Below are 17,336 nucleotides of genomic sequence, written 5' to 3' on the forward strand. Positions count from 1 at the left end.
GCTTCGGCATAGGCCTTGCTGCCCCAGAGGCCGGTTTCCTCCGCCCCCGCAAACAGCACGCGCACCGTGCGCAGCGGCTTGGTCCACCCCGCCGCATACCGGGCGGCCGCTGCGATGATCCCGCAGCCCGCACCATCGTCGATCGCGCCGGTCCCGGCCCACCAGCTATCGAGGTGGCACGCCAGCAGCAACGGCGGCAAAGACGGATCGCGTCCCACGATCTCTCCCACCACATTGCCGCTTTCGGTGTCGCCGAGCCAGCGCGGGTTGAGGTCGAGCTTCAGCGTGATGTCGCCCCCGCGCTCGATCATCCGCGCCAGATTGTCCGCATCGGGATTGGAAAGCGCCGCCGCGGGCGTCGGCGCCACGCCTTCGGGGAAATTGGTGCCGCCGGTATGGGGCGTGCGGTGATTCTCGGTGCCGATCGAACGGATGACGGTGGCGATGGCCCCCTTGCTCGCCGCCAGGCCCGGCCCGGTCCAGCGCGCGGGGCCGGCAAAGCCATAGCCAGAGCCGTCCTGCGTAGGCTTCATCGCGTGATCGATAAAGGCGATCTTCCCGCGCAGCGATCCGGGGGCCGCCGCCTCGAGATCGGCATAGCTGCGAAAATAGGCGACCTTACCGGTCAGCCCGCCTTCCGGCGTCGCCGCGCTGTTACCGAGCGGCAGGATCGTCAGCGGCTGCGGATAGGGGGCCACCACCTCGGCATGCATCCTGTCGCCCGGAACCCAGGTCGGCATCCGGTATGGTTCGATCGCCACGTTCTGGAAGCCGTGCGCCTTCAGCCATTCGACCGCCCATTCGCGGCCGCGCTTCTCGGCCTCGGTTCCCGCCTGCCGCGGGCCGACGAATGTGGTGATGCCCTCCACGAAATCCCACGCAAGACCATCCTCCTTCGCCACCCTTTCCGCATGCAATTCAATCGGCGGCGGGGGCGGCGCGGCGTGCGCTACGGAGGCTATGGCGAAGGCGGGCAGAGTCCAGACGATCTTGAGCATGGCCCGATTGCTAGCAGCCTGCGCGCGGCTGCCAAGTGCAAAGGTGCGCTGGCGGCTTGCCCCCATCGCCCCCACCGCCTATCTGGCGCCGCAAGCCTTTTCAGCCCGAAACTCCCGATCCGAAGGAAACCGCGATGGCCGCGCAATATGCGTTCGTCATGAAGAACATGACCAAGACTTTCCCCGGCGCCAACAAGCCGGTGCTGAAGGACATCAACCTGCAATTCTACCAGGGTGCCAAGATCGGCATCGTGGGCCCCAACGGCGCGGGTAAATCCACCCTGATCAAGATCATGGCGGGCATCGACAAGGATTTCACCGGCGAAGCTTGGGCGGGCGAGAACATCACCGTCGGCTATCTGGAGCAGGAGCCCGAGCTCGACGAGAGCAAGACGGTGCTCGAAAACGTCAAGGACGGCGCGCGCGAAACCGCCGACATGGTCGAACGCTTCAATGCGATCGGCATGGAAATGGGCGAGGACGGCGCCGATTTCGACGCGCTGAGCACCGAGATGTCCGAATTGCAGGACAAGATCGACGCGGTCGATGGCTGGACGCTCGACAACCAGCTCGAAATCGCGATGGAGGCGCTGCGCTGCCCGCCGGGCGACTGGCCCGTCACCGATCTGTCGGGTGGTGAGAAGCGCCGCGTCGCCCTCACACGCCTGCTGATCCAGAAGCCTTCCATCCTGCTGCTGGACGAACCGACCAACCACCTCGACGCCGAAAGCGTGCAGTGGCTGGAAAACCACCTCGCCGAATATGCCGGCGCGGTGCTGATGATCACCCACGATCGCTACTTCCTGGATAACGTGGTGGGCTGGATCCTCGAACTCGATCGCGGGTCGTATTACCCCTACGAGGGCAACTACTCGACCTATCTCGAGAAGAAGGCCAAGCGTCTGGAGCAGGAAAGCCGCGAGGAATCGGGCAAGCAGAAGGCGCTACAACGCGAACTGGAATGGATCCGGCAGACGCCCGCTGCGCGCCAGACCAAGTCCAAGGCGCGTATCCGCAAGTTCGAGGATTTGCAGAACAGCCAGGACAGCCGCCAGATCGGCAAGGCGCAGATCGTCATTCAGGTGCCCGAGCGGCTGGGCGGCAAGGTGATCGAGGCCAAGAACATCACCAAGGCCTATGGTGACAAGCTGCTGTTCGAAGACCTTTCCTTCATGCTGCCCCCCGGCGGCATCGTGGGCGTGATCGGCCCCAACGGCGCGGGTAAGTCCACCCTGTTCAAGATCCTGACGGGCAAGGAAGAACCCGACAGCGGCACGGTGGAAATCGGTTCGACCGTACACCTCGGCTATGTCGACCAGAGCCGCGACCACCTCGACCCCAAGCACAACGTGTGGGAGGAAATCTCCGACGGGCTCGATTACATGAAGGTCAACGGGCAGGACATGTCCACCCGCGCCTATGTCGGCGCCTTCAACTTCAAGGGCCCGGACCAGCAGAAAAACGTCGGCAAGCTGTCCGGCGGCGAACGCAATCGCGTCCACATGGCCAAGATGCTGAAGGAGGGCGGCAACGTCCTGCTGCTGGACGAACCGACCAACGACCTCGACGTGGAAACGCTGGGCGCGCTGGAAGACGCGATCGAGAACTTCGCCGGCTGCGCCGTGGTCATCAGCCACGACCGCTTCTTCCTCGACCGTCTGGCAACGCACATCCTAGCCTTCGAAGGCGACAGCCATGTTGAATGGTTCGAGGGCAACTTCGAGGCTTACGAGGAAGACAAGCGGCGCAGGCTGGGCGATGCGGCCGATCGGCCGACCAGGTTGGCTTATAAGAAACTGACTCGCTGAGAGGGACCTCGCATCGCAGCGCGGACAAATCGGTTTGTCGCCGAGTAGCCTGCGCGTAAAATGCGCAAAGGATGCGCTTCATGGATCAAGCTGAGCACATGGTCGAAACCAACGAGCTGTCTTATCGACTTGATCAGCAGCGCATTCTCGCCGACTTCGGCGTCCAGGCGCTGCGGGCACGCGACAAACAGGCCCTGCTTGGAAGCGCTGTCGAACTCGCAGCTGCGGGGATGCGGACCTCTCTCAGCAAGGTTCTGGAATTTCGGCCGGAAACCGGCGATTTGCTGGTGGAAGCCGGCGTTGGCTGGAAAGACGGGATCGTCGGGAAGAAGGTTCTCGCGGCCGACACCGGATCGCCTGCCGGTTACGCCTTTCAGACAGGCAACGCGGCGATATCGAACCACCTGTCGAAAGAAACCCGGTTTCGGACGCCGGATTTCATGGCCAATCACGGCGTCAAGCGCGCAATCAACATTCTGATCGAGGTCAATGGTAAGAATTATGGCGTCCTGGAGGTCGACAGCCGTGATCCCGGCCAATTCAGCGAAGCCGATTTGTCTTTCATGCGCGGTTTCGCACACCTGATCGGGGTCGCTCTGGAACGCCAAAAGATCGAAGAGGCGCTCAAGGTGGCGAGCCAGCACGAACGCTTGCTGACGCAAGAGGCGTCCCATCGGATCAAGAACAGCCTCGGCATGGTCAGTTCGATTTTGGCCATGCAAAGCAGAGAGGCGCAGAACGAGGAAATCACGGCGATCCTCGGCGATGCACAGGAACGTGTCGAAGCCATCGGAATGGCGCATGATCTGCTTTGGCGGAGCAAGTCGGTGGGCATGATCGACCTGGCCGATATGATCGGCGAAGTGGCCGAAAATCTCGCCTCGCATGCTCCAGAACACAAGATTGAGAGCGACCTCGAAAGTCAGATCGTCAGCGCCGATATCGCCATTCCGGTTGGCTTGGTCATCAATGAACTCATCACAAACGCGGTGAAGTACGCCTACGAAGATGGCGGCACGATCACCGTTTCAGGACGAACCGAAGATGGCGGCTATCTCCTGACAGTCCTCGACAAAGGCGTTGGCATAGACGGATTCGATAAAGCCTCGCCATCATTGGGCATGCGGCTGATGAAGTCGCTGGCAAAGCAATTGAGTGCGGAACTTCATTTCGGGACTCATGAGGACGACGGCGGCACCTGTGCGCGCCTGAGAGTTCCGTTGGAAAGCTGAACAAGTCTCAAGCATCCGTTCCCGGTGCATTAGCGAGCAACACGCTTCAGCGGACAATAATGAGAAGGGCCAATCGTTCGGATCGGTTACGTCTCGATATTTTACCGGAGGAGAGGGTTACGGCACAATCACCTTCCGCGCGCGCTATTCTCCGCGCGGGCGATGGGCTGCCCAGGCGATCATATTGCCGATCAGGCGCCGATGCGCGGTCGCATCGTAATATTCCGGTCTGTGTCCCAGGGCCGAAAATACGATGCGCCCTTTCCCCAGCGTTCGGGTCCAGACCAGCGGATGCGGATCGCCCATCGCCAGTTCGGGGGGATGTCGCCACTCGCTCTCGTCCAGTGCGAGGAGCAGCCGCGTCCCGCGCCCCGTGGGCACGCGGTCGAAGCTGTAGAATTCCTCCCCCCACGGCCAAACCGCCGGGATGCCCTGCATCACGGGGTGGTCGGGCGCGAGATTGACTGTCCGTGCGGTCTGGAACTGGTCCGCATCGTTGGGATGGCCGATGAAGCGCGCGCCAATTATCTCCTCTGCGTAAAAGGTCCAGGGTTGGACCCTATCCCCGCCGGCGGCATGCATGGCGACGAGACCGCCGCCCCCTTCCAGCCATTCGACCAGTGCCGCGCGCTGTTCGGATGTGAACAGATCGCCGCTGGCGCTGTTCATCACGATCACATCGAAACGTGCGAGCTGCGCGGGATTGAAGATCGCGGCGTTTTCGGTGGCGAAGGTTTCGCGCGATTGCATCCCCGCCAGCTTCTGGATCACCGCATTCGAGTGGGGAATATGCTCGATATGCCGCCAGCCGTTGGTCTTGGAAAACACCAGGACCGCATGGTCCAGCCCGTCAGGCAACTCGGGCGGGACCGTATCGAAGCTAGGGGCGGGAAGATGGGGATCGCCGGGCGGCTGTGCCGTCAACGCGATGACGGGAGAAAGCAACACCGCCGCCGACGCGAATACCATCGTCATTCGTGTCATATCTATCCTCCCATCTCTCTCGCCGAGGGAATCCGGGGTCATGACAACCTTCTGGTCCTTTCGTGCCGAAAATCGGTGCCTCGACCGACGCTGCAACCGCAAGCTTTTTCGCGGCCAAGACACCGCAAAGTGCAGCGATTTTCGCGCTGAACAGATAACCCGCATCCGCAGACGGTGCATTTCGCAATGGGCCAAACCCGCCCTGCCCATCGGGGGACTTGTAGCGCGCATCAAAGCGATGCCGAAGTTCGCCGCATCGAGGGCTGTCCTACATCTGCGCGATCTGCTAAACTCCGTGTGCCTCTTTCAAAACGTCAATCGCATGCATGTGTCGCCATTTTCTGGGCGCGCCCGAAACTGGAAAGTGACACCGCGTCGTTGAGAAACCGGCGCAAGCATCTCAATTACAAAGCTATTCCCCCTTGGCTGAGTTTTGTAAAACCCCCCTGTCCGCGGTCCATGGTTTCCGGCACCGCACTCGCCCAGCGCTGCATTTGACATGAGCGGCCAGGCTTGAGAGACTCTGCGGCAAGGCACCCGTTCGGGGTGCATCCCTCCGGCGGCCCCATTCGCGCGGCCGCCACCACACGAAATCCCAAGAGGTAAACATGGCTACTCCCAAGAACGGCGACACCGTCGCCATCGACTATGAAGTCCGCAAGAGCGACGGCACCGTCGTCGGCACCACCGAAGGACAGGGCCCGCAGGCGGTTCAGATCGGCGAAGGGCAGATCTTCCCGCAGGTCGAGCAGGCACTCACCAGCATGCAGGTGGGCGAGCAGCAGAACGTTGCCATCGACAGCGCTAATGCCTTCGGCGAGCGGCGCGAGGAAATGGTGGTCGACATTCCCCGCGCCAACCTGCCGCCCGAACCCGCGCCCGAGCCAGGCATGGCATTGCAGGCGCAACAGCAGGACGGATCGCCCGTCACGCTTTACATCGTCTCGGTGGACGATCAGGTTGTGAAGGCCGACGGCAATCACCCGCTGGCGGGCGAAGACCTGACCTTCGGGATCACTCTGCGAGAGATCAAGCAAGCCGCCTGATCCGGCTTACTGCATGTTGGCGGCGGGTTCCTAAGGGTGCCCGCCGCCCGCCGCTCATCGATCAGGCCCGCATAGATCAGGCCCCGCGTGGATCAGGCCACATCGTCCAGCGCGCCGTCGAAGGCATCGCGGTTGGAATGGATTTCGGGCAGATGGGCGAAGGTCCAGTCCACGATCGCCTTGACCGGCACTGCCAGCGACCGCCCCAGCGGGGTCAAAGCATATTCCACCCGCGGCGGCACCGTGGGATAGACCGTGCGGGCCACCATGCCGTCACGTTCCAGCGTGCGCAGCGTGCGGGTGAGCATCTGCTGGCTGATTCCGCCGACTTCGCGCTTGAGCACGTTGAAGCGCGTGCCCTCCCCTTCCGCCTTGGCGTCCAAGGCATTCACGATCAGCGTGGTCCATTTGTCGCCGACGCGGCTCAGCACCTCGCTCACAGCGCGGCATCCCGGGTCGGAATGGGGGTGGGGATTTTCAGTCATATGCGTGTGACCTGGTCAGCGAATTTTGCGTTCTTGCCCCGCCGATATGGTCACTTAAGTAGGCCTGGTCAATTTCAGTGACCTAGGATTCAGCAAGCCATGAACATTCTTCACGTCGATTCCTCCATCACCGGCGACGACAGCGTCAGCCGCGAGATTACCCAGGCCATCGTGGCCGAACTGACAGCCGAAAACGGCGATGCGCAGGTGCAGTACCGCGATCTCGTAGCCAAGCCGCTGGACCATTTGACCCTCCCCGCTTTCGGGGAACAGGATTCGCAGGACGTGCTCGCTCAGTTCAAGGCGGCGGACACGGTGGTGATCGGCGCTCCGATGTACAACTTCACCATCCCGAGCCAGCTGAAGGCCTGGATCGACCGGCTGGCGGTGGCGGGGGAAACCTTCCGCTATACCGAGAACGGCGCCGAGGGGCTGATGGGGGACAAGCGCGTCATCGTCGGGATCGCGCGCGGCGGCCTCTATGGCGAAGACAGCGCACAGCGCAGCGTAGAGCACGCAGAGCGCTATCTGCAGAGCGTGCTGGGGTTCATGGGGATCACGGATATCACCTTCGTGATCGCCGAAGGCATCAAGATCAGCGACGACGCGCGCACCGCCGCGATCGCATCGGCGCATGATCAGATCCGATTGCTGAGCTCAGCCACGGTCTGAAGCTGCGCCCCGCCCCCCCGGGCGTGAACACCATGGCGCGAGGCATGCGATCCCGTGCCTCGCGCCGCCGTTGCTGTCATTACGCTCGCTCGGGGGCGGGTGCGAAGCCGCGCGCCAGGGCGTGGTACAGCCGCTCCCGGCAGACCAGCGCCCCTGCCCAGTCGCCCAGCAGGCACGCGGCGAACAGCGGCAGGATGGCGCTGGAATTGCCGGTTGCCTCGGACAGGATGATCACCGCGGTGAGCGGCGCACGCACAACGCCGGTGAAATATCCGCCCATCCCGACCAGCACGATCAGCCCGGCGTATTGCCCCGGAAACAAGGGCGTGAGCGCCTGTCCGAACCCGGCCCCTACCGCCAGAGAGGGGGCGAAGATGCCGCCGGGAATGCCGCTGGCGCTGGTGGCCAGGGTGGCCACGAATTTGGCGGGGCCGAACCAGAACTCGCCGCTTTCCCCCTCCAGCAGCGCGCGCGTCGGTTCGTATCCGGTGCCGGACGTCGTGCCTGTGGTGGCAAATCCGACTACCGCCACCACGATGCCGCATATCAGCGCGGTAGCCAGCGGATGGCGCGCCAGCAGCCCCGTCCAGCGTCCGTCGGGCCCGCGCAGCGCGAGCATGGCGCGGGAGAACAAACCACCAAGCGCGCCGCCGACGATCCCGGCCAGCGGCGCAGCGACCAGAACCGATTGAAGGGGCAATCCCCCGGTGATCCGGCCGAAATAGACGTAATTCCCAATCAGACCCTGGCTGGTAAGACCCGCTATCATCACCGCGCCCATCACCAGCACGGCCAGCCTCTGCTCGTAGGCGACGGCGAGTTCCTCGATGGCGAAAGCGATGCCGGCGAGCGGCGTGTTGAAGGCCGCCGCGACGCCCGCGGCCCCGCCGGCGATGTATATGCCCGCGCCCACCGGTACGCGGAACAGGCGGTGAATGCGCAGCATGATCGCCGCACCCAGCTGTACCGTCGGCCCCTCGCGCCCCACGGAAGCGCCGCCCGCCAGCGCGCCGACGGTCAGCACGCCCTTGGAGAGCGCGGTTTTGAGCGACACCATGCGCCGCGATGCCCTGGCGCGCGGGGTCTTGCTGGCAGCGATGACCTGTGGAATGCCCGATCCCCTCGCCTCGGGTGAGAAGCGCCGCGTGGCCCAGGCGATGGCGAGGAAGGCCAAAGGCGTCAGGACCAGATGCAGCCACGGCGTCGTCTGGGTCAGCGTGCGGAAGGCCGCATCGGCGCGGTCCGCCCCCCAGGCGAAGGCAATGGCAGCAAGGCCCACGGCGATCGCCCCCAGCAGGGTCGCAACCCGGCGGGCCCAGTCCGCCCCGCCGAGCAGGCGCCGGGAGAGGGCAGCCACGCCCGTGGCCGCGGGAAGCTGGTTCCATTGCATGTGCGCGCTCCCTATGGCTCGGTGGCAACCGCGTCCAGAGCCCGTTCGCAAGCTTTCCGGCGAGCGCAACCTCGGTTCATTTTCCGGTCATTGGCCGCGCATTAGGCCCGGCTGATCGAAGGTTCGCCGCGCGGTGGAGCGGCCAGCGAAGGGAACACGCGCTCCATGACAATTGGTTCACTGATGAAAAGCACCGCGCTCTGCACTCTGGTGTTCGCGCTGGTCGCGCCGGCCATCCCGGCGGCCGCGGCGCCGCCCGACCGCGAATGGACCAGCGCCCGCACCGCGCAGCGTGACGGGGACGGCGAACGTGGCTGGCGCGGTGGCGCCCATCGAGAGGATCGCGCGCCACGGGAAGCGCGCCAGCCACGCGTGCCCAATCGGCGCGATATCCCAACACGACCCATCGCCGCGCCCGAACGGATCGAGCGTGGAGACCTGCGCACCCCGCAGCGCAATCAGACCTACACCGCCCCGCGCGACCGCAGCTATGGTGCCAACGAGCGCCGCGGAGATCGGACCGAAGGGCGCCGGGATGGCCGCCAGGATGCCCGCGAGTGGCGTCAGGATAATCGCCAGGACCGCCGCGAATGGCGCCAGGATAACCGGGAAGACCGTCGCGACTGGCGTCAGGACAACCGCGAAGACCGGCGTGACTGGCGAGGGGACAACCGCGGGGATCAGCGCGACTGGCGCCAGGACAGCCGAGGCGAGCGGCGCGACGATGCCCGCAACTACGCGCGCGGCTATCGCGACGCCCGGCGGGACGACAATCGCTATGGCCGCGATCATCGCCGCTGGGACAACAGCTGGCGGCGTGACAACCGGTACAACTGGCACAACTACCGCTCGGCTAACCAATCCATCTACCGTCTGGGCCGCTATTACTCGCCCTATCGCGGCTACAGCTACAACCGGTTGCGGATCGGTATCGTCCTCAACTCGCTGTTCTATTCGAACCGGTACTGGATCAACGATCCGTGGCGCTACCGCCTGCCGCCCGCCTACGGCCCCTATCGCTGGGTCCGCTATTACGATGACGCGATGCTCGTCGATACCTACAGCGGCGAAGTGGTGGACGTGATCTACGACTTCTTCTGGTAGAATGACCGGCCCCGCCCGCCGCCATGGCCGGCGGGGCGTTTGACCTCAGGCGCCGGAACCGACGCGCCCGAAGGGCAGCATGCGGAAGATGCCGCCGTCCCGATCGAAGAAGGTGTGCTTGAGCGCGCCCAGGATATGCAGCGCGATCAGCAGCAGCAGGATCGTCCCGCCGGTTGCATGCGCCCCGAAGATCGCGCCTCCCAGTTCGCTGTTGTCGCCCACCGGCAGGGGCGGAATGGTGAACAGGCCGAAGAAATCGATATCGCGCCCGACCAGCGAATTGGCGACCCATCCGCCCAGCGGCAGGGCGATCAGCAGGATATAAAACACGACATGCGTGGTCCGCGCCAGTACCCGCTCCCACCCGGCGTAATTCGCGGGCAGCGCGGGCATGGGATGGCCCAGCCGCCAGGCGAGCCGAGCCAGCGTCAGCACCAGGATGGCGATGCCCAGCGCCTTGTGATTGGCGAAGATCGCGCCCTTGGCCGCGCCCTCGGCATGCTCTGCCGCCTCCGCGATCCGCCAGTTGACGATCACCGCGATCGCGATCGTCCAGTGAAACAGCATAGACACCGCTGAATAGCGTGACTTTGCGGGTGTTGTGAGTGCCATCGTCTGTCCTCTCGCGTGCTTCGCCGACACCCTAGCCCCGATGGGAAAGCTGGCAAGCCGTCTTGTTCATGGCCCGGGGAATGATAGAGAGCGCCGCATGGCTGAACCCAAGAAAGTGCCGGACCAGGATGCGCTCAAGCGCGTTGGCGCATCGGTGCGCGCGCGGCTTCAGGCGGACCCCGGCGTCTACAAGCTGCCGACCGATCTGGCCGAAATCTACGCCGTCGGCGATTTCCTCACGCAGGACGAATGCAAGCGGCTCACGGCGAAGATCGATGCGGTCGCGCGGCCCAGCGAGTTGCACGAAACCGCCTATATCGCCAAGTTCCGCACCAGCTACACCGGCTATTTCGACGGCAGCGACGCCTTCGTGCGCGCCATCTCGCGCCGGATCGACGATCTGCTGGCCATATCGCCCGAATGCGGCGAGACGATCCAAGGCCAGCGCTACCTTCCGGGGCAGGAGTTCAAGCCGCACAACGACTGGTTCTACACCGATCAGGAATACTGGGAGGTGGAAAAGAAACGCGGCGGGCAGCGCAGCTGGACGGCGATGGCGTTCCTCAACGCCGTGGAGGAAGGCGGGCACACCTTCTTCACCAAGGTGGGTGCCTCCATCGAACCCAAGCCCGGCGTGCTGATGATCTGGAACAACGCCAGGCCCGACGGCACGCCCAATCTCGACACGCTTCATGCCGGAACGCCGGTAATCAAGGGCGAGAAATACGTGCTGACCAAGTGGTACCGCACCCGCGCCTTCGCCTGACAGCGACGCTTCAAGATGAGCCGGAGCGGAGGAGACATGGACCGCACACCGGGGGGTTTTACAAAACTCTTCCAAAGTCACCCCGCACCGCTGCGTTGATAGGGATGGACGAGACTGCCTTTGCTGCGATGCAGTCGGAAAAGCGCGGAATCCATGGGCTTTCGCCGGATGGCATTCCTCCGATCGTGGTCGAAGAAAGGGCGCTCGAACCCCTTTTTGAGCCGTAGTTCGAGCTCGCGATCTGTCACCTTCCGAAAATTGTCGCGAACCGGTGCAAGACAAAGCCGCAAAGAAGGCGCGTTGCCATACCTCGCTCCACCCTTCGGCAGGCGCGCGTAAGGACACGCGGCGGAACAATGGCGGGCGGCGACGGTGTCGATGGGCAGGAGCCTTGCGCATCGACGAGGTTAAGGCAGATTTGCGGCGTGTAGGACAGAAAAAACGTGCCGACATCCCGCGGCCGGGTCGCAACGTCGGCGATCGGGATGGGAAATTATGAACGCTGGTGACTGAGATTGGGGTGGGAAGCTGACCTTAAATGCCTAGCCATTCGAGGCCAAAGGGCAGAGTTTCAGCCGCGAAATCTACTTGAAGGACGCGCCTGCTCTTCGGAACCGAAGCCGCCTCTGACGCATGGAGGATCGGAGTAGAATAGAGCCAGATATCTCCAGCCTCGGCGATACACGAATGGGTGCCGCAAAGTTCAACGACCTGATCGATTTCGTCGACTAAGACCCGACCTCGCTTGTGCGAACCCGGCGCAATAAGCAGGGGTGCATTAGTGGCAGGAACATCGTCGAGATGCGCCCTCACCGTCACCATCCGGGTCAGCAAGTCGAAAGGTGGAGCTACATGGATCATGCCCCTTTTGACCGTCCAAGGGCCAAAGCCGGGAGCCTCCCGCTTCTTTGTGACGCATATGGTGCGGTCCTGATGCCATCCGAGTGACCAGTTGGTTTCCGGCGATTTGTTGAAAAGTATAGCCCGGACCGGCCTTGCATTTTCTCCTAAGACTGAGGTTGCGATGGCGCCAATGCAGCCTTTGCTGGCGAGCAACGGCGCGAGGGCCTCAATTCCTCGAAGCCGAATGCCCGCTTCGTCTTGGGGCAAAGTGGAAAGTGCTTCCTCAAGTGCGCCTATACATGGCTTGAGTGCCCCCTTGAAAAGTTGGGCTCCGTCGCTTTCAAAAGCCGCGATTGCTTCGTCATTCATCCCTCGTGGAAATACGCCGCTTCCCAGTAGCAGCGCAATGTCCGCAATGGGGTCGTTAGCGGCTGGTCTGGATTTATGCTCGAAAAGAGCGAAGCTGCCAGTCTGCTTGTGGAATGACCACCGAACGGCGTGAGCGTCTGCAATGGGGTGGTTAACGGACCGGCAGCTTTCGAGGAGGTAGCGGCGATAGCGGTCGTTCCCGAAAAGGATCGAGTTTCGGGAAATCTACGCGTCGATTTCAAAATGCCTGTGAGGCGTGAAGCCCGAACACGGTGATGTTTGAGACAGTCGATGTGTTATGCTCGATGCGGAGCTCCGTCTCGTTCCGGCGAAACGTATCCTGTATGAACGGGTGTCTGATCTGATCAAAGCTCCTCCATCCTTTATGAAGCAATTCGTCACGCCACTGCTCAACCGGCTGATCCGCATTCAGCTCGATCGACAGTCGCAAGTCGCCGTTGGGAAGGACGAACACTGAAACCCCGGGTTCACCGCCCCGCTTGTGGTACAGCTGACCATACCCTTGGTATTTCTCGTCCCGCTCCAGCTTTACCTGAAAAGCAACCTGAAGATCGTGAAGACTCAGCTTCTCCCGCTGCCGGCTCAGTTGGTCCACTGCTTCGATCATGGCTGATGTTTTTGCATGGATGAACGTTGGGGCGCCGGACGACCTTTCCTGTGAAGTCGTTTTGCTGGACTCGAGCGTCTGCAAGCGGGCGCGGGCCTCAGCCGACCTGGTAATCTTGGTACCTTGGCGGATCGGCAAGATTGTCGAACGCAAGGAGCCGGCCGCTGGCACAAACAACATTCGGTTTTCGGCGCTGTCCGTAGCGACGCGCGCGAAAGGCCTAGCCGCCTTGCCGTGATCGACGGGAATGCCACGCCCCTCCTGAAGACGAATGCCCAAGTCAAGTTGCGCCTGCTTGCTGCCGCTCTGGGTGACACGGGCGAGTTGCTGGATGTCCGCCGGAGCCGCACCGGGCCGCAGGTCAAGCCCGGCATAGCGCTGCGATGCACACGCGCCGAACGATGTTGCGACCGTCACGGCAAGTATTCCGCGCAATGCACACCGAATCGGCACTTCCCTCACCGACTTAGACATCCTTTTTTGCCTCCAGTTGGTACCGGAAGAGATTCTAAAGCGTAGCGCCGGTCAAGCCTATTCCGAAGGTTTTGGTAGAGGCAATCACTTGCTGCGCAACTTCGAAGCGCTTTGGTAAGGTAAGTCTGGCAAGTCATCAGAAATTGATGGCAATCCCAATTCACCTAACCGTTCATGAGATTGTCACACCGCCCCTGCTGGGTTTCAAGCGTCATACCTGCAACGCGGTCACGCTCGAACCGCGCTCCGATCATCACGTTGCCGATTTGTGGGCGGGCAGCCAGGATCTGGAAGCTGCCAAAGATGCAGCCGAATGCCATTTATGAGGGCAAGGAGCGGACACGCGCGGTGGTTGTGGATCATGGTTGGCATGATCAGTGTTGCAATCGGCGGCTTACAGTGGCTCGAAACTGTTGACGCTGATTGTGGTTTCGGCGGTCACTTGCGCGTGCGAGTGGGAAGCGTCGTTTACGACCTCCCTCCCTGGACTGATCCCCAGTGGTACGCCATGTCGACCGAGCCTGGCTTGTTGCGTTCCGGAAGAACGCAGCGCGAGCGAGGTTTTGGACGATTTTGTCAGCATTCGGGAACGCCGGTAATTAAAGTCGCACTGTTCGGCTTCCGATTGCCGGAGGGTGGTGAAGAGATCGACCCAATGGCAACGGCGAACATCGGAGATCCGGTGCAGGTCGCGAGAACCGCGCCTTCCACTTCGCCGCTACGCGCCGACATGATAAGCTCCGTAACCTTCTCGCCGATCCGTGTCGATCCAATCGGAAGCTCGGCTCGCGTCGACTTGACGCTTCACCTGAGTGGAGGCCAGACGTATGTTGTTCCTGCCACCTGCCAGAGAGTCGCTGGCATTGGAGGAACGATCCGCCGCTGGATTTCGAGATGCAGCATGCGGCTACGCTTGGTCGACGGCAACGTATTGTTGGTGACAGCAACTCCGAACCGAGGAAATAATCTGCGAAGCCTTGGTTCTAGTTTAGTCCACGCCCTGCGTACTGCCGAACAGGTAACCGCCAATCCCTGATCGATGCGCGCGATGAAAATGGCGCGCCTTGGCAGCGATCTCGCTGTTCCCGCAAACGAACCTCCACCGGGACAGCGTAGGCAGAACTATCCTTATTGGGGGGGCCTGGCCAGCTGCTTTCCCGAAATGTGTTCCCAATTGCTCTTTTTCAAAACGGCTTCGTGAACATGGAGAAATGGGAATGCTGCGGCGTGTCCGAACGACCGATTTTAGCGCGCCGCACCAGTCTACCTGACGTCCGCTAAGGGGTCGTTAGCTGACAGTCCGGTTTCGCGAGGAATTTTGGCGAACAGTCTTTGCTCGATCAAGCTCGCTCCAACGCCTCCGCGATGAGGCGCCGCGTTTCCTCGACGCCGTAGAGTGCGATGAAGCTGCCCATGCGCGGGCCCTGATCGCTGCCGAGCAGGGTCTGGTACAGCGCCTTGAACCAGTCGCGCAGGGACTCGAACCCGTGCTCCTCCTTCTTGCCGATCTCGTAGACCATGGTCTGGAGATCGTCGGAAGGAGTGTCGGGGGCGGCCTTGGCCAGTTCGGCATCCAGATCGCGCAGCGCCGCCGCCTCGTTCGCGGTCGGTGCGCGCTTGACCAGCGTGGGGGCGACGAAGTCGCGGTTGTAGCGAACCGCACAGCTGATGAGCGCCTTGAGGTTGGTATCGTCCACCTCCGCGCCGCTGTAGCGCGCGACATATTCGGTCAGGCTTTCCTCGCTCGCCTCGGCGCCCAGCACGCCCGCGAGGTTCAGCAGCAGGCTGTAGCTGACCGGCAGGCTGTCCCCCGCCCCCTCGCCCGAACCATCGCGGGTCGCGCGCAACAGATGCCAGACGGGGTTGCCCAGCTGCTTGTCGATATCCTGGTCGGCCAGCCGCTCGCGGAACTGCCAGTAATCGTCCACCGCGCGCGGGATGACGCCGGGATGCAGGGCCTTGGCGCTCTTGGGATTGGGGAAGATGTAGAAGCCCAGGCTCTCGGGCGGGCCGTAATCCAGCCATTCCTCGATGGTCAGGCCGTTGCCCTTGGACTTGGAGATCTTCTCCCCCTTTTCGTCTAGGAACAGCTCGTAGATCAGCCCTTCGGGACGGCGGCCGCCCAGCGCCTGCACGATCTTGCCCGACTGGATGCCACTGTCGGTCAGATCCTTGCCGTACATCTCGTAATCCACGCCCAGCGCGTACCAGCGCATGGCCCAGTCCACCTTCCATTGCAGCTTGGCCATTCCGCCCAGCGCGGACTGGGTGATCTCGGTCCCGTCCTCGTCGGTGAAACGCACCGTGCCTTCCTCGGCATCCACGACCTCCACCGGCACCTGCAGCACGCGGCCGCTGGTGGGGGAGACGGGGAGGATCGGCGAATAGGTCTTGCCCCGTTCCTCCCGCAGGGTGGGCAGCATGATGTCGAGGATCGCCTGATTGCTGCGCAACACCTGCTTCAAGGCATCGTCGAATGCGCCCGAATTATAGCGGTCGCTGGCGGCGACGAATTCGTAATCGAAGCCGAAGCGGTCGAGGAATTCGCGCAGCATCGCGTTGTTGTGCGCGGCGTAGCTGTCGTGTTCGTTGCTGAACGGGCTCGGGATGCGGCTGAGCGGCTTGCCGAGATTGGCGGCGAGAATGTCCTTGTTCGCGATGTTTTCGGGCACCTTGCGCAGCCCGTCCATATCGTCGCTGAAGGCGACCAGCCGCGTCTTGCCGTCTTCGGGCTTCGCGCCGATCATCGCTTCGAACGCGCGGCGCACGAAGGTGGTGCGCAGCACCTCCTGAAACGTGCCGATATGCGGCAGCCCACTGGGGCCGTATCCGGTTTCGAACAGCACCGGCGAACCATCGGGCCGCGTACCGTCGGGATAGCGCTTCAGCAGCTTCTGCGCTTCCTGGAAGGGCCAGGCCTTGGAGGAACGCGCGGCGTCGATAAGAGCTTGATCGGTCATTGCGGTGTGGTCGCTAGCGCCTGCCCGCCCGGGTTTCGACCAAAAACTTGGCCGGCTTCGGGCAAAAGTTGGGGCGCCCCGGTCAGGAGGCGCCCCGTTGGGCCTGCGATGCCCGGAGGAAGGGAGGGGGATCAGGCGGTCGCAGGCTGCCATCCGCGCAGGGCCGGCCAGCGGTTGCTGTACTGGCTGAGGTCGAAGCGCGGCTTACGGTTTTCGAAGTTGCGCCCCAGCGACTGGATGATCAGGCGCGCACGGCGGGCGCGGGCCGCCGGTGACTTGAACGGGTTGGCACGATCGGGCTTGGCATCGATCAGGCGGCGCAGCAGGCTGTCCCTCTCGGCATAGGAGGTCGGCGCGCTGGACGGCAGCGGAACCGGATCGCCATTGGTCGAGGTGTAAGCCGGGGGAGCGTATGCCATGGCCGGAGCGGCCTGGCGCTCAGGCGCAGCGTAGGTGGTGGCGACGTTCTGTCGCTTCACACCAACGGGGGCGGCGGGCTCCAACGTCCTCTCGATCGGCGTGGCTTCGGCGATCGTGCCCGAGGTGCGGCGACGGCGCGATGCGAGGAACGCGATACCACCGACAGCGGCAAGGCCAAGGGCTCCCAGTACGCCAGCAATCGCAAGCTCATTGGTGCCGTTATCGCTGGCAACGGTCGGTTCAGCGGGAGCGGCGGCGGCAAGCGGCTGGCTCGACGCGGTCGTTGCTCCGGTCATCAACTCGTTGCCGAGTGCATCACTGGAAGTGATAGGCTGCGGCGCCGTTGCAGGCTGCACGTCATTAGTCGCCACATCCCCGGCGGTGCCAGCCGCTGGCTCAGTGCGAGCGACCGGTTCAGGCGATGAATTGCGGGTCGAAACGGTCGCGGTGCTCTGCGCGGGGCGAGCCGAGGCGTTCGCAGCCGGATTGGTCGCGGCGACCGGAGTGCTTTCCTCGACCACCGGTTCAGGCAATACGATCGCGGG

Annotated in this window: 18 protein-coding genes; 8 read left to right on the forward strand and 10 right to left on the reverse strand. The window is 63.1% G+C overall.

From position 1 onward, the window contains the following. A partial coding sequence (locus ACFDTG_RS13430; RefSeq protein ID WP_375291524.1) for a M28 family peptidase occupies positions 1–1,064 on the reverse strand: 1,064 nt, incomplete at its 3' end. Between the two features lie 68 nt (positions 1,065–1,132). On the opposite strand from ACFDTG_RS13430, the gene ettA reads away from it, so the two are divergent. Beyond that, entirely contained in the window at positions 1,133–2,806 is a 1,674-nt protein-coding gene (gene ettA / locus ACFDTG_RS13435; protein WP_375291525.1) for an energy-dependent translational throttle protein EttA, read from the forward strand. Positions 2,807–2,886: 80 nt separating this feature from the next. Beyond that, the gene (locus ACFDTG_RS13440; protein ID WP_375291526.1) at positions 2,887–4,038 is read left to right on the forward strand and encodes a sensor histidine kinase; all 1,152 of its coding nucleotides are present in this window, start codon (positions 2,887–2,889) and stop codon (positions 4,036–4,038) included. A 144-nt stretch (positions 4,039–4,182) separates the two neighbouring features. On the opposite strand, the gene ACFDTG_RS13445 is transcribed toward ACFDTG_RS13440, so the two are convergent. Further along, the gene (locus ACFDTG_RS13445; protein ID WP_375291527.1) at positions 4,183–5,022 is read right to left on the reverse strand and encodes a ThuA domain-containing protein; all 840 of its coding nucleotides are present in this window, start codon (positions 5,020–5,022) and stop codon (positions 4,183–4,185) included. 608 nt (positions 5,023–5,630) lie between these two features. On the opposite strand from ACFDTG_RS13445, the gene ACFDTG_RS13450 reads away from it, so the two are divergent. Then, the gene (locus ACFDTG_RS13450; RefSeq protein WP_375291528.1) at positions 5,631–6,068 is read left to right on the forward strand and encodes a peptidylprolyl isomerase; all 438 of its coding nucleotides are present in this window, start codon (positions 5,631–5,633) and stop codon (positions 6,066–6,068) included. 92 nt (positions 6,069–6,160) lie between these two features. Here ACFDTG_RS13450 and ACFDTG_RS13455 read toward each other — a convergent pair whose 3' ends face one another. Further along, positions 6,161–6,553 carry a winged helix-turn-helix transcriptional regulator gene (locus ACFDTG_RS13455; protein WP_375291529.1) on the reverse strand — a complete coding sequence of 131 codons (393 nt, stop codon included), beginning with the start codon at positions 6,551–6,553 and terminating at the stop codon, positions 6,161–6,163. A 99-nt stretch (positions 6,554–6,652) separates the two neighbouring features. On the opposite strand from ACFDTG_RS13455, the gene ACFDTG_RS13460 reads away from it, so the two are divergent. Beyond that, on the forward strand, positions 6,653–7,225 hold the full coding sequence (locus ACFDTG_RS13460; protein WP_375291530.1) for an FMN-dependent NADH-azoreductase: 573 nt from the start codon (positions 6,653–6,655) through the stop codon (positions 7,223–7,225). 79 nt (positions 7,226–7,304) lie between these two features. On the opposite strand, the gene ACFDTG_RS13465 is transcribed toward ACFDTG_RS13460, so the two are convergent. After that, on the reverse strand, positions 7,305–8,615 hold the full coding sequence (locus ACFDTG_RS13465) for a chloride channel protein (protein WP_375291531.1): 1,311 nt from the start codon (positions 8,613–8,615) through the stop codon (positions 7,305–7,307). A gap of 183 nt (positions 8,616–8,798) precedes the next feature. On the opposite strand from ACFDTG_RS13465, the gene ACFDTG_RS13470 reads away from it, so the two are divergent. Continuing rightward, positions 8,799–9,719 carry an RcnB family protein gene (locus ACFDTG_RS13470; RefSeq protein WP_375291532.1) on the forward strand — a complete coding sequence of 307 codons (921 nt, stop codon included), beginning with the start codon at positions 8,799–8,801 and terminating at the stop codon, positions 9,717–9,719. 45 nt (positions 9,720–9,764) lie between these two features. Here the strand turns inward: ACFDTG_RS13470 and ACFDTG_RS13475 are convergent, their stop codons facing one another. Then, the gene (locus tag ACFDTG_RS13475) at positions 9,765–10,331 is read right to left on the reverse strand and encodes a cytochrome b (RefSeq protein ID WP_375291533.1); all 567 of its coding nucleotides are present in this window, start codon (positions 10,329–10,331) and stop codon (positions 9,765–9,767) included. Positions 10,332–10,428: 97 nt separating this feature from the next. Between ACFDTG_RS13475 and ACFDTG_RS13480 the strand changes: the two genes are divergently transcribed. Together ACFDTG_RS13480 and ACFDTG_RS13485 are read left to right on the forward strand one after the other, a co-directional pair. Continuing rightward, positions 10,429–11,097: a prolyl hydroxylase family protein gene (locus tag ACFDTG_RS13480; RefSeq protein ID WP_375291534.1), complete on the forward strand. Its 669-nt coding sequence runs from the start codon at positions 10,429–10,431 to the stop codon at positions 11,095–11,097. A gap of 104 nt (positions 11,098–11,201) precedes the next feature. Next, positions 11,202–11,324 (forward strand): hypothetical protein, encoded by a 123-nt coding sequence (locus ACFDTG_RS13485; RefSeq protein ID WP_375291535.1) that lies wholly within the window; start codon positions 11,202–11,204, stop codon positions 11,322–11,324. A 307-nt stretch (positions 11,325–11,631) separates the two neighbouring features. Here ACFDTG_RS13485 and ACFDTG_RS13490 read toward each other — a convergent pair whose 3' ends face one another. From ACFDTG_RS13490 to ACFDTG_RS13500, 3 genes are all read right to left on the reverse strand, one after another. Further along, entirely contained in the window at positions 11,632–12,309 is a 678-nt protein-coding gene (locus ACFDTG_RS13490) for a phytanoyl-CoA dioxygenase family protein (RefSeq protein ID WP_375291536.1), read from the reverse strand. A gap of 238 nt (positions 12,310–12,547) precedes the next feature. Continuing rightward, positions 12,548–13,354, reverse strand: coding sequence for a hypothetical protein (locus tag ACFDTG_RS13495; RefSeq protein ID WP_375291537.1), 807 nt, complete (start codon positions 13,352–13,354; stop codon positions 12,548–12,550). A 221-nt stretch (positions 13,355–13,575) separates the two neighbouring features. Next, positions 13,576–13,731 carry a hypothetical protein gene (locus ACFDTG_RS13500; RefSeq protein WP_375291538.1) on the reverse strand — a complete coding sequence of 52 codons (156 nt, stop codon included), beginning with the start codon at positions 13,729–13,731 and terminating at the stop codon, positions 13,576–13,578. A 50-nt stretch (positions 13,732–13,781) separates the two neighbouring features. On the opposite strand from ACFDTG_RS13500, the gene ACFDTG_RS13505 reads away from it, so the two are divergent. Further along, the gene (locus ACFDTG_RS13505) at positions 13,782–14,447 is read left to right on the forward strand and encodes a hypothetical protein (RefSeq protein WP_375291539.1); all 666 of its coding nucleotides are present in this window, start codon (positions 13,782–13,784) and stop codon (positions 14,445–14,447) included. A 304-nt stretch (positions 14,448–14,751) separates the two neighbouring features. Here ACFDTG_RS13505 and ACFDTG_RS13510 read toward each other — a convergent pair whose 3' ends face one another. Then, entirely contained in the window at positions 14,752–16,371 is a 1,620-nt protein-coding gene (locus tag ACFDTG_RS13510) for a lysine--tRNA ligase (RefSeq protein WP_375291540.1), read from the reverse strand. A gap of 131 nt (positions 16,372–16,502) precedes the next feature. Next, positions 16,503–17,336: hypothetical protein (locus ACFDTG_RS13515; RefSeq protein WP_375291541.1), on the reverse strand; the 834-nt coding region annotated here is incomplete at its 5' end.

It is taken from the genome of Qipengyuania sp. (assembly GCF_042095715.1).
GTDB lineage: Bacteria > Pseudomonadota > Alphaproteobacteria > Sphingomonadales > Sphingomonadaceae > Qipengyuania.

Excerpts from the sequence above, each read along its gene's own strand:
- ettA (WP_375291525.1), top strand. The coding sequence starts at position 1,133 with ATGGCCGCGCAATATGCGTTCGTCATGAAGAACATGACCAAGACTTTC.
- ACFDTG_RS13440 (WP_375291526.1), top strand. The coding sequence starts at position 2,887 with ATGGATCAAGCTGAGCACATGGTCGAAACCAACGAGCTGTCTTATCGA.
- ACFDTG_RS13445 (WP_375291527.1), bottom strand. The coding sequence starts at position 5,022 with ATGACACGAATGACGATGGTATTCGCGTCGGCGGCGGTGTTGCTTTCT.
- ACFDTG_RS13450 (WP_375291528.1), top strand. The coding sequence starts at position 5,631 with ATGGCTACTCCCAAGAACGGCGACACCGTCGCCATCGACTATGAAGTC.
- ACFDTG_RS13455 (WP_375291529.1), bottom strand. The coding sequence starts at position 6,553 with ATGACTGAAAATCCCCACCCCCATTCCGACCCGGGATGCCGCGCTGTG.
- ACFDTG_RS13460 (WP_375291530.1), top strand. The coding sequence starts at position 6,653 with ATGAACATTCTTCACGTCGATTCCTCCATCACCGGCGACGACAGCGTC.
- ACFDTG_RS13465 (WP_375291531.1), bottom strand. The coding sequence starts at position 8,615 with ATGCAATGGAACCAGCTTCCCGCGGCCACGGGCGTGGCTGCCCTCTCC.
- ACFDTG_RS13470 (WP_375291532.1), top strand. The coding sequence starts at position 8,799 with ATGAAAAGCACCGCGCTCTGCACTCTGGTGTTCGCGCTGGTCGCGCCG.
- ACFDTG_RS13475 (WP_375291533.1), bottom strand. The coding sequence starts at position 10,331 with ATGGCACTCACAACACCCGCAAAGTCACGCTATTCAGCGGTGTCTATG.
- ACFDTG_RS13480 (WP_375291534.1), top strand. The coding sequence starts at position 10,429 with ATGGCTGAACCCAAGAAAGTGCCGGACCAGGATGCGCTCAAGCGCGTT.
- ACFDTG_RS13485 (WP_375291535.1), top strand. The coding sequence starts at position 11,202 with ATGGACGAGACTGCCTTTGCTGCGATGCAGTCGGAAAAGCGCGGAATC.
- ACFDTG_RS13490 (WP_375291536.1), bottom strand. The coding sequence starts at position 12,309 with ATGAATGACGAAGCAATCGCGGCTTTTGAAAGCGACGGAGCCCAACTT.
- ACFDTG_RS13500 (WP_375291538.1), bottom strand. The coding sequence starts at position 13,731 with ATGGCATTCGGCTGCATCTTTGGCAGCTTCCAGATCCTGGCTGCCCGC.
- ACFDTG_RS13505 (WP_375291539.1), top strand. The coding sequence starts at position 13,782 with ATGATCAGTGTTGCAATCGGCGGCTTACAGTGGCTCGAAACTGTTGAC.
- ACFDTG_RS13510 (WP_375291540.1), bottom strand. The coding sequence starts at position 16,371 with ATGACCGATCAAGCTCTTATCGACGCCGCGCGTTCCTCCAAGGCCTGG.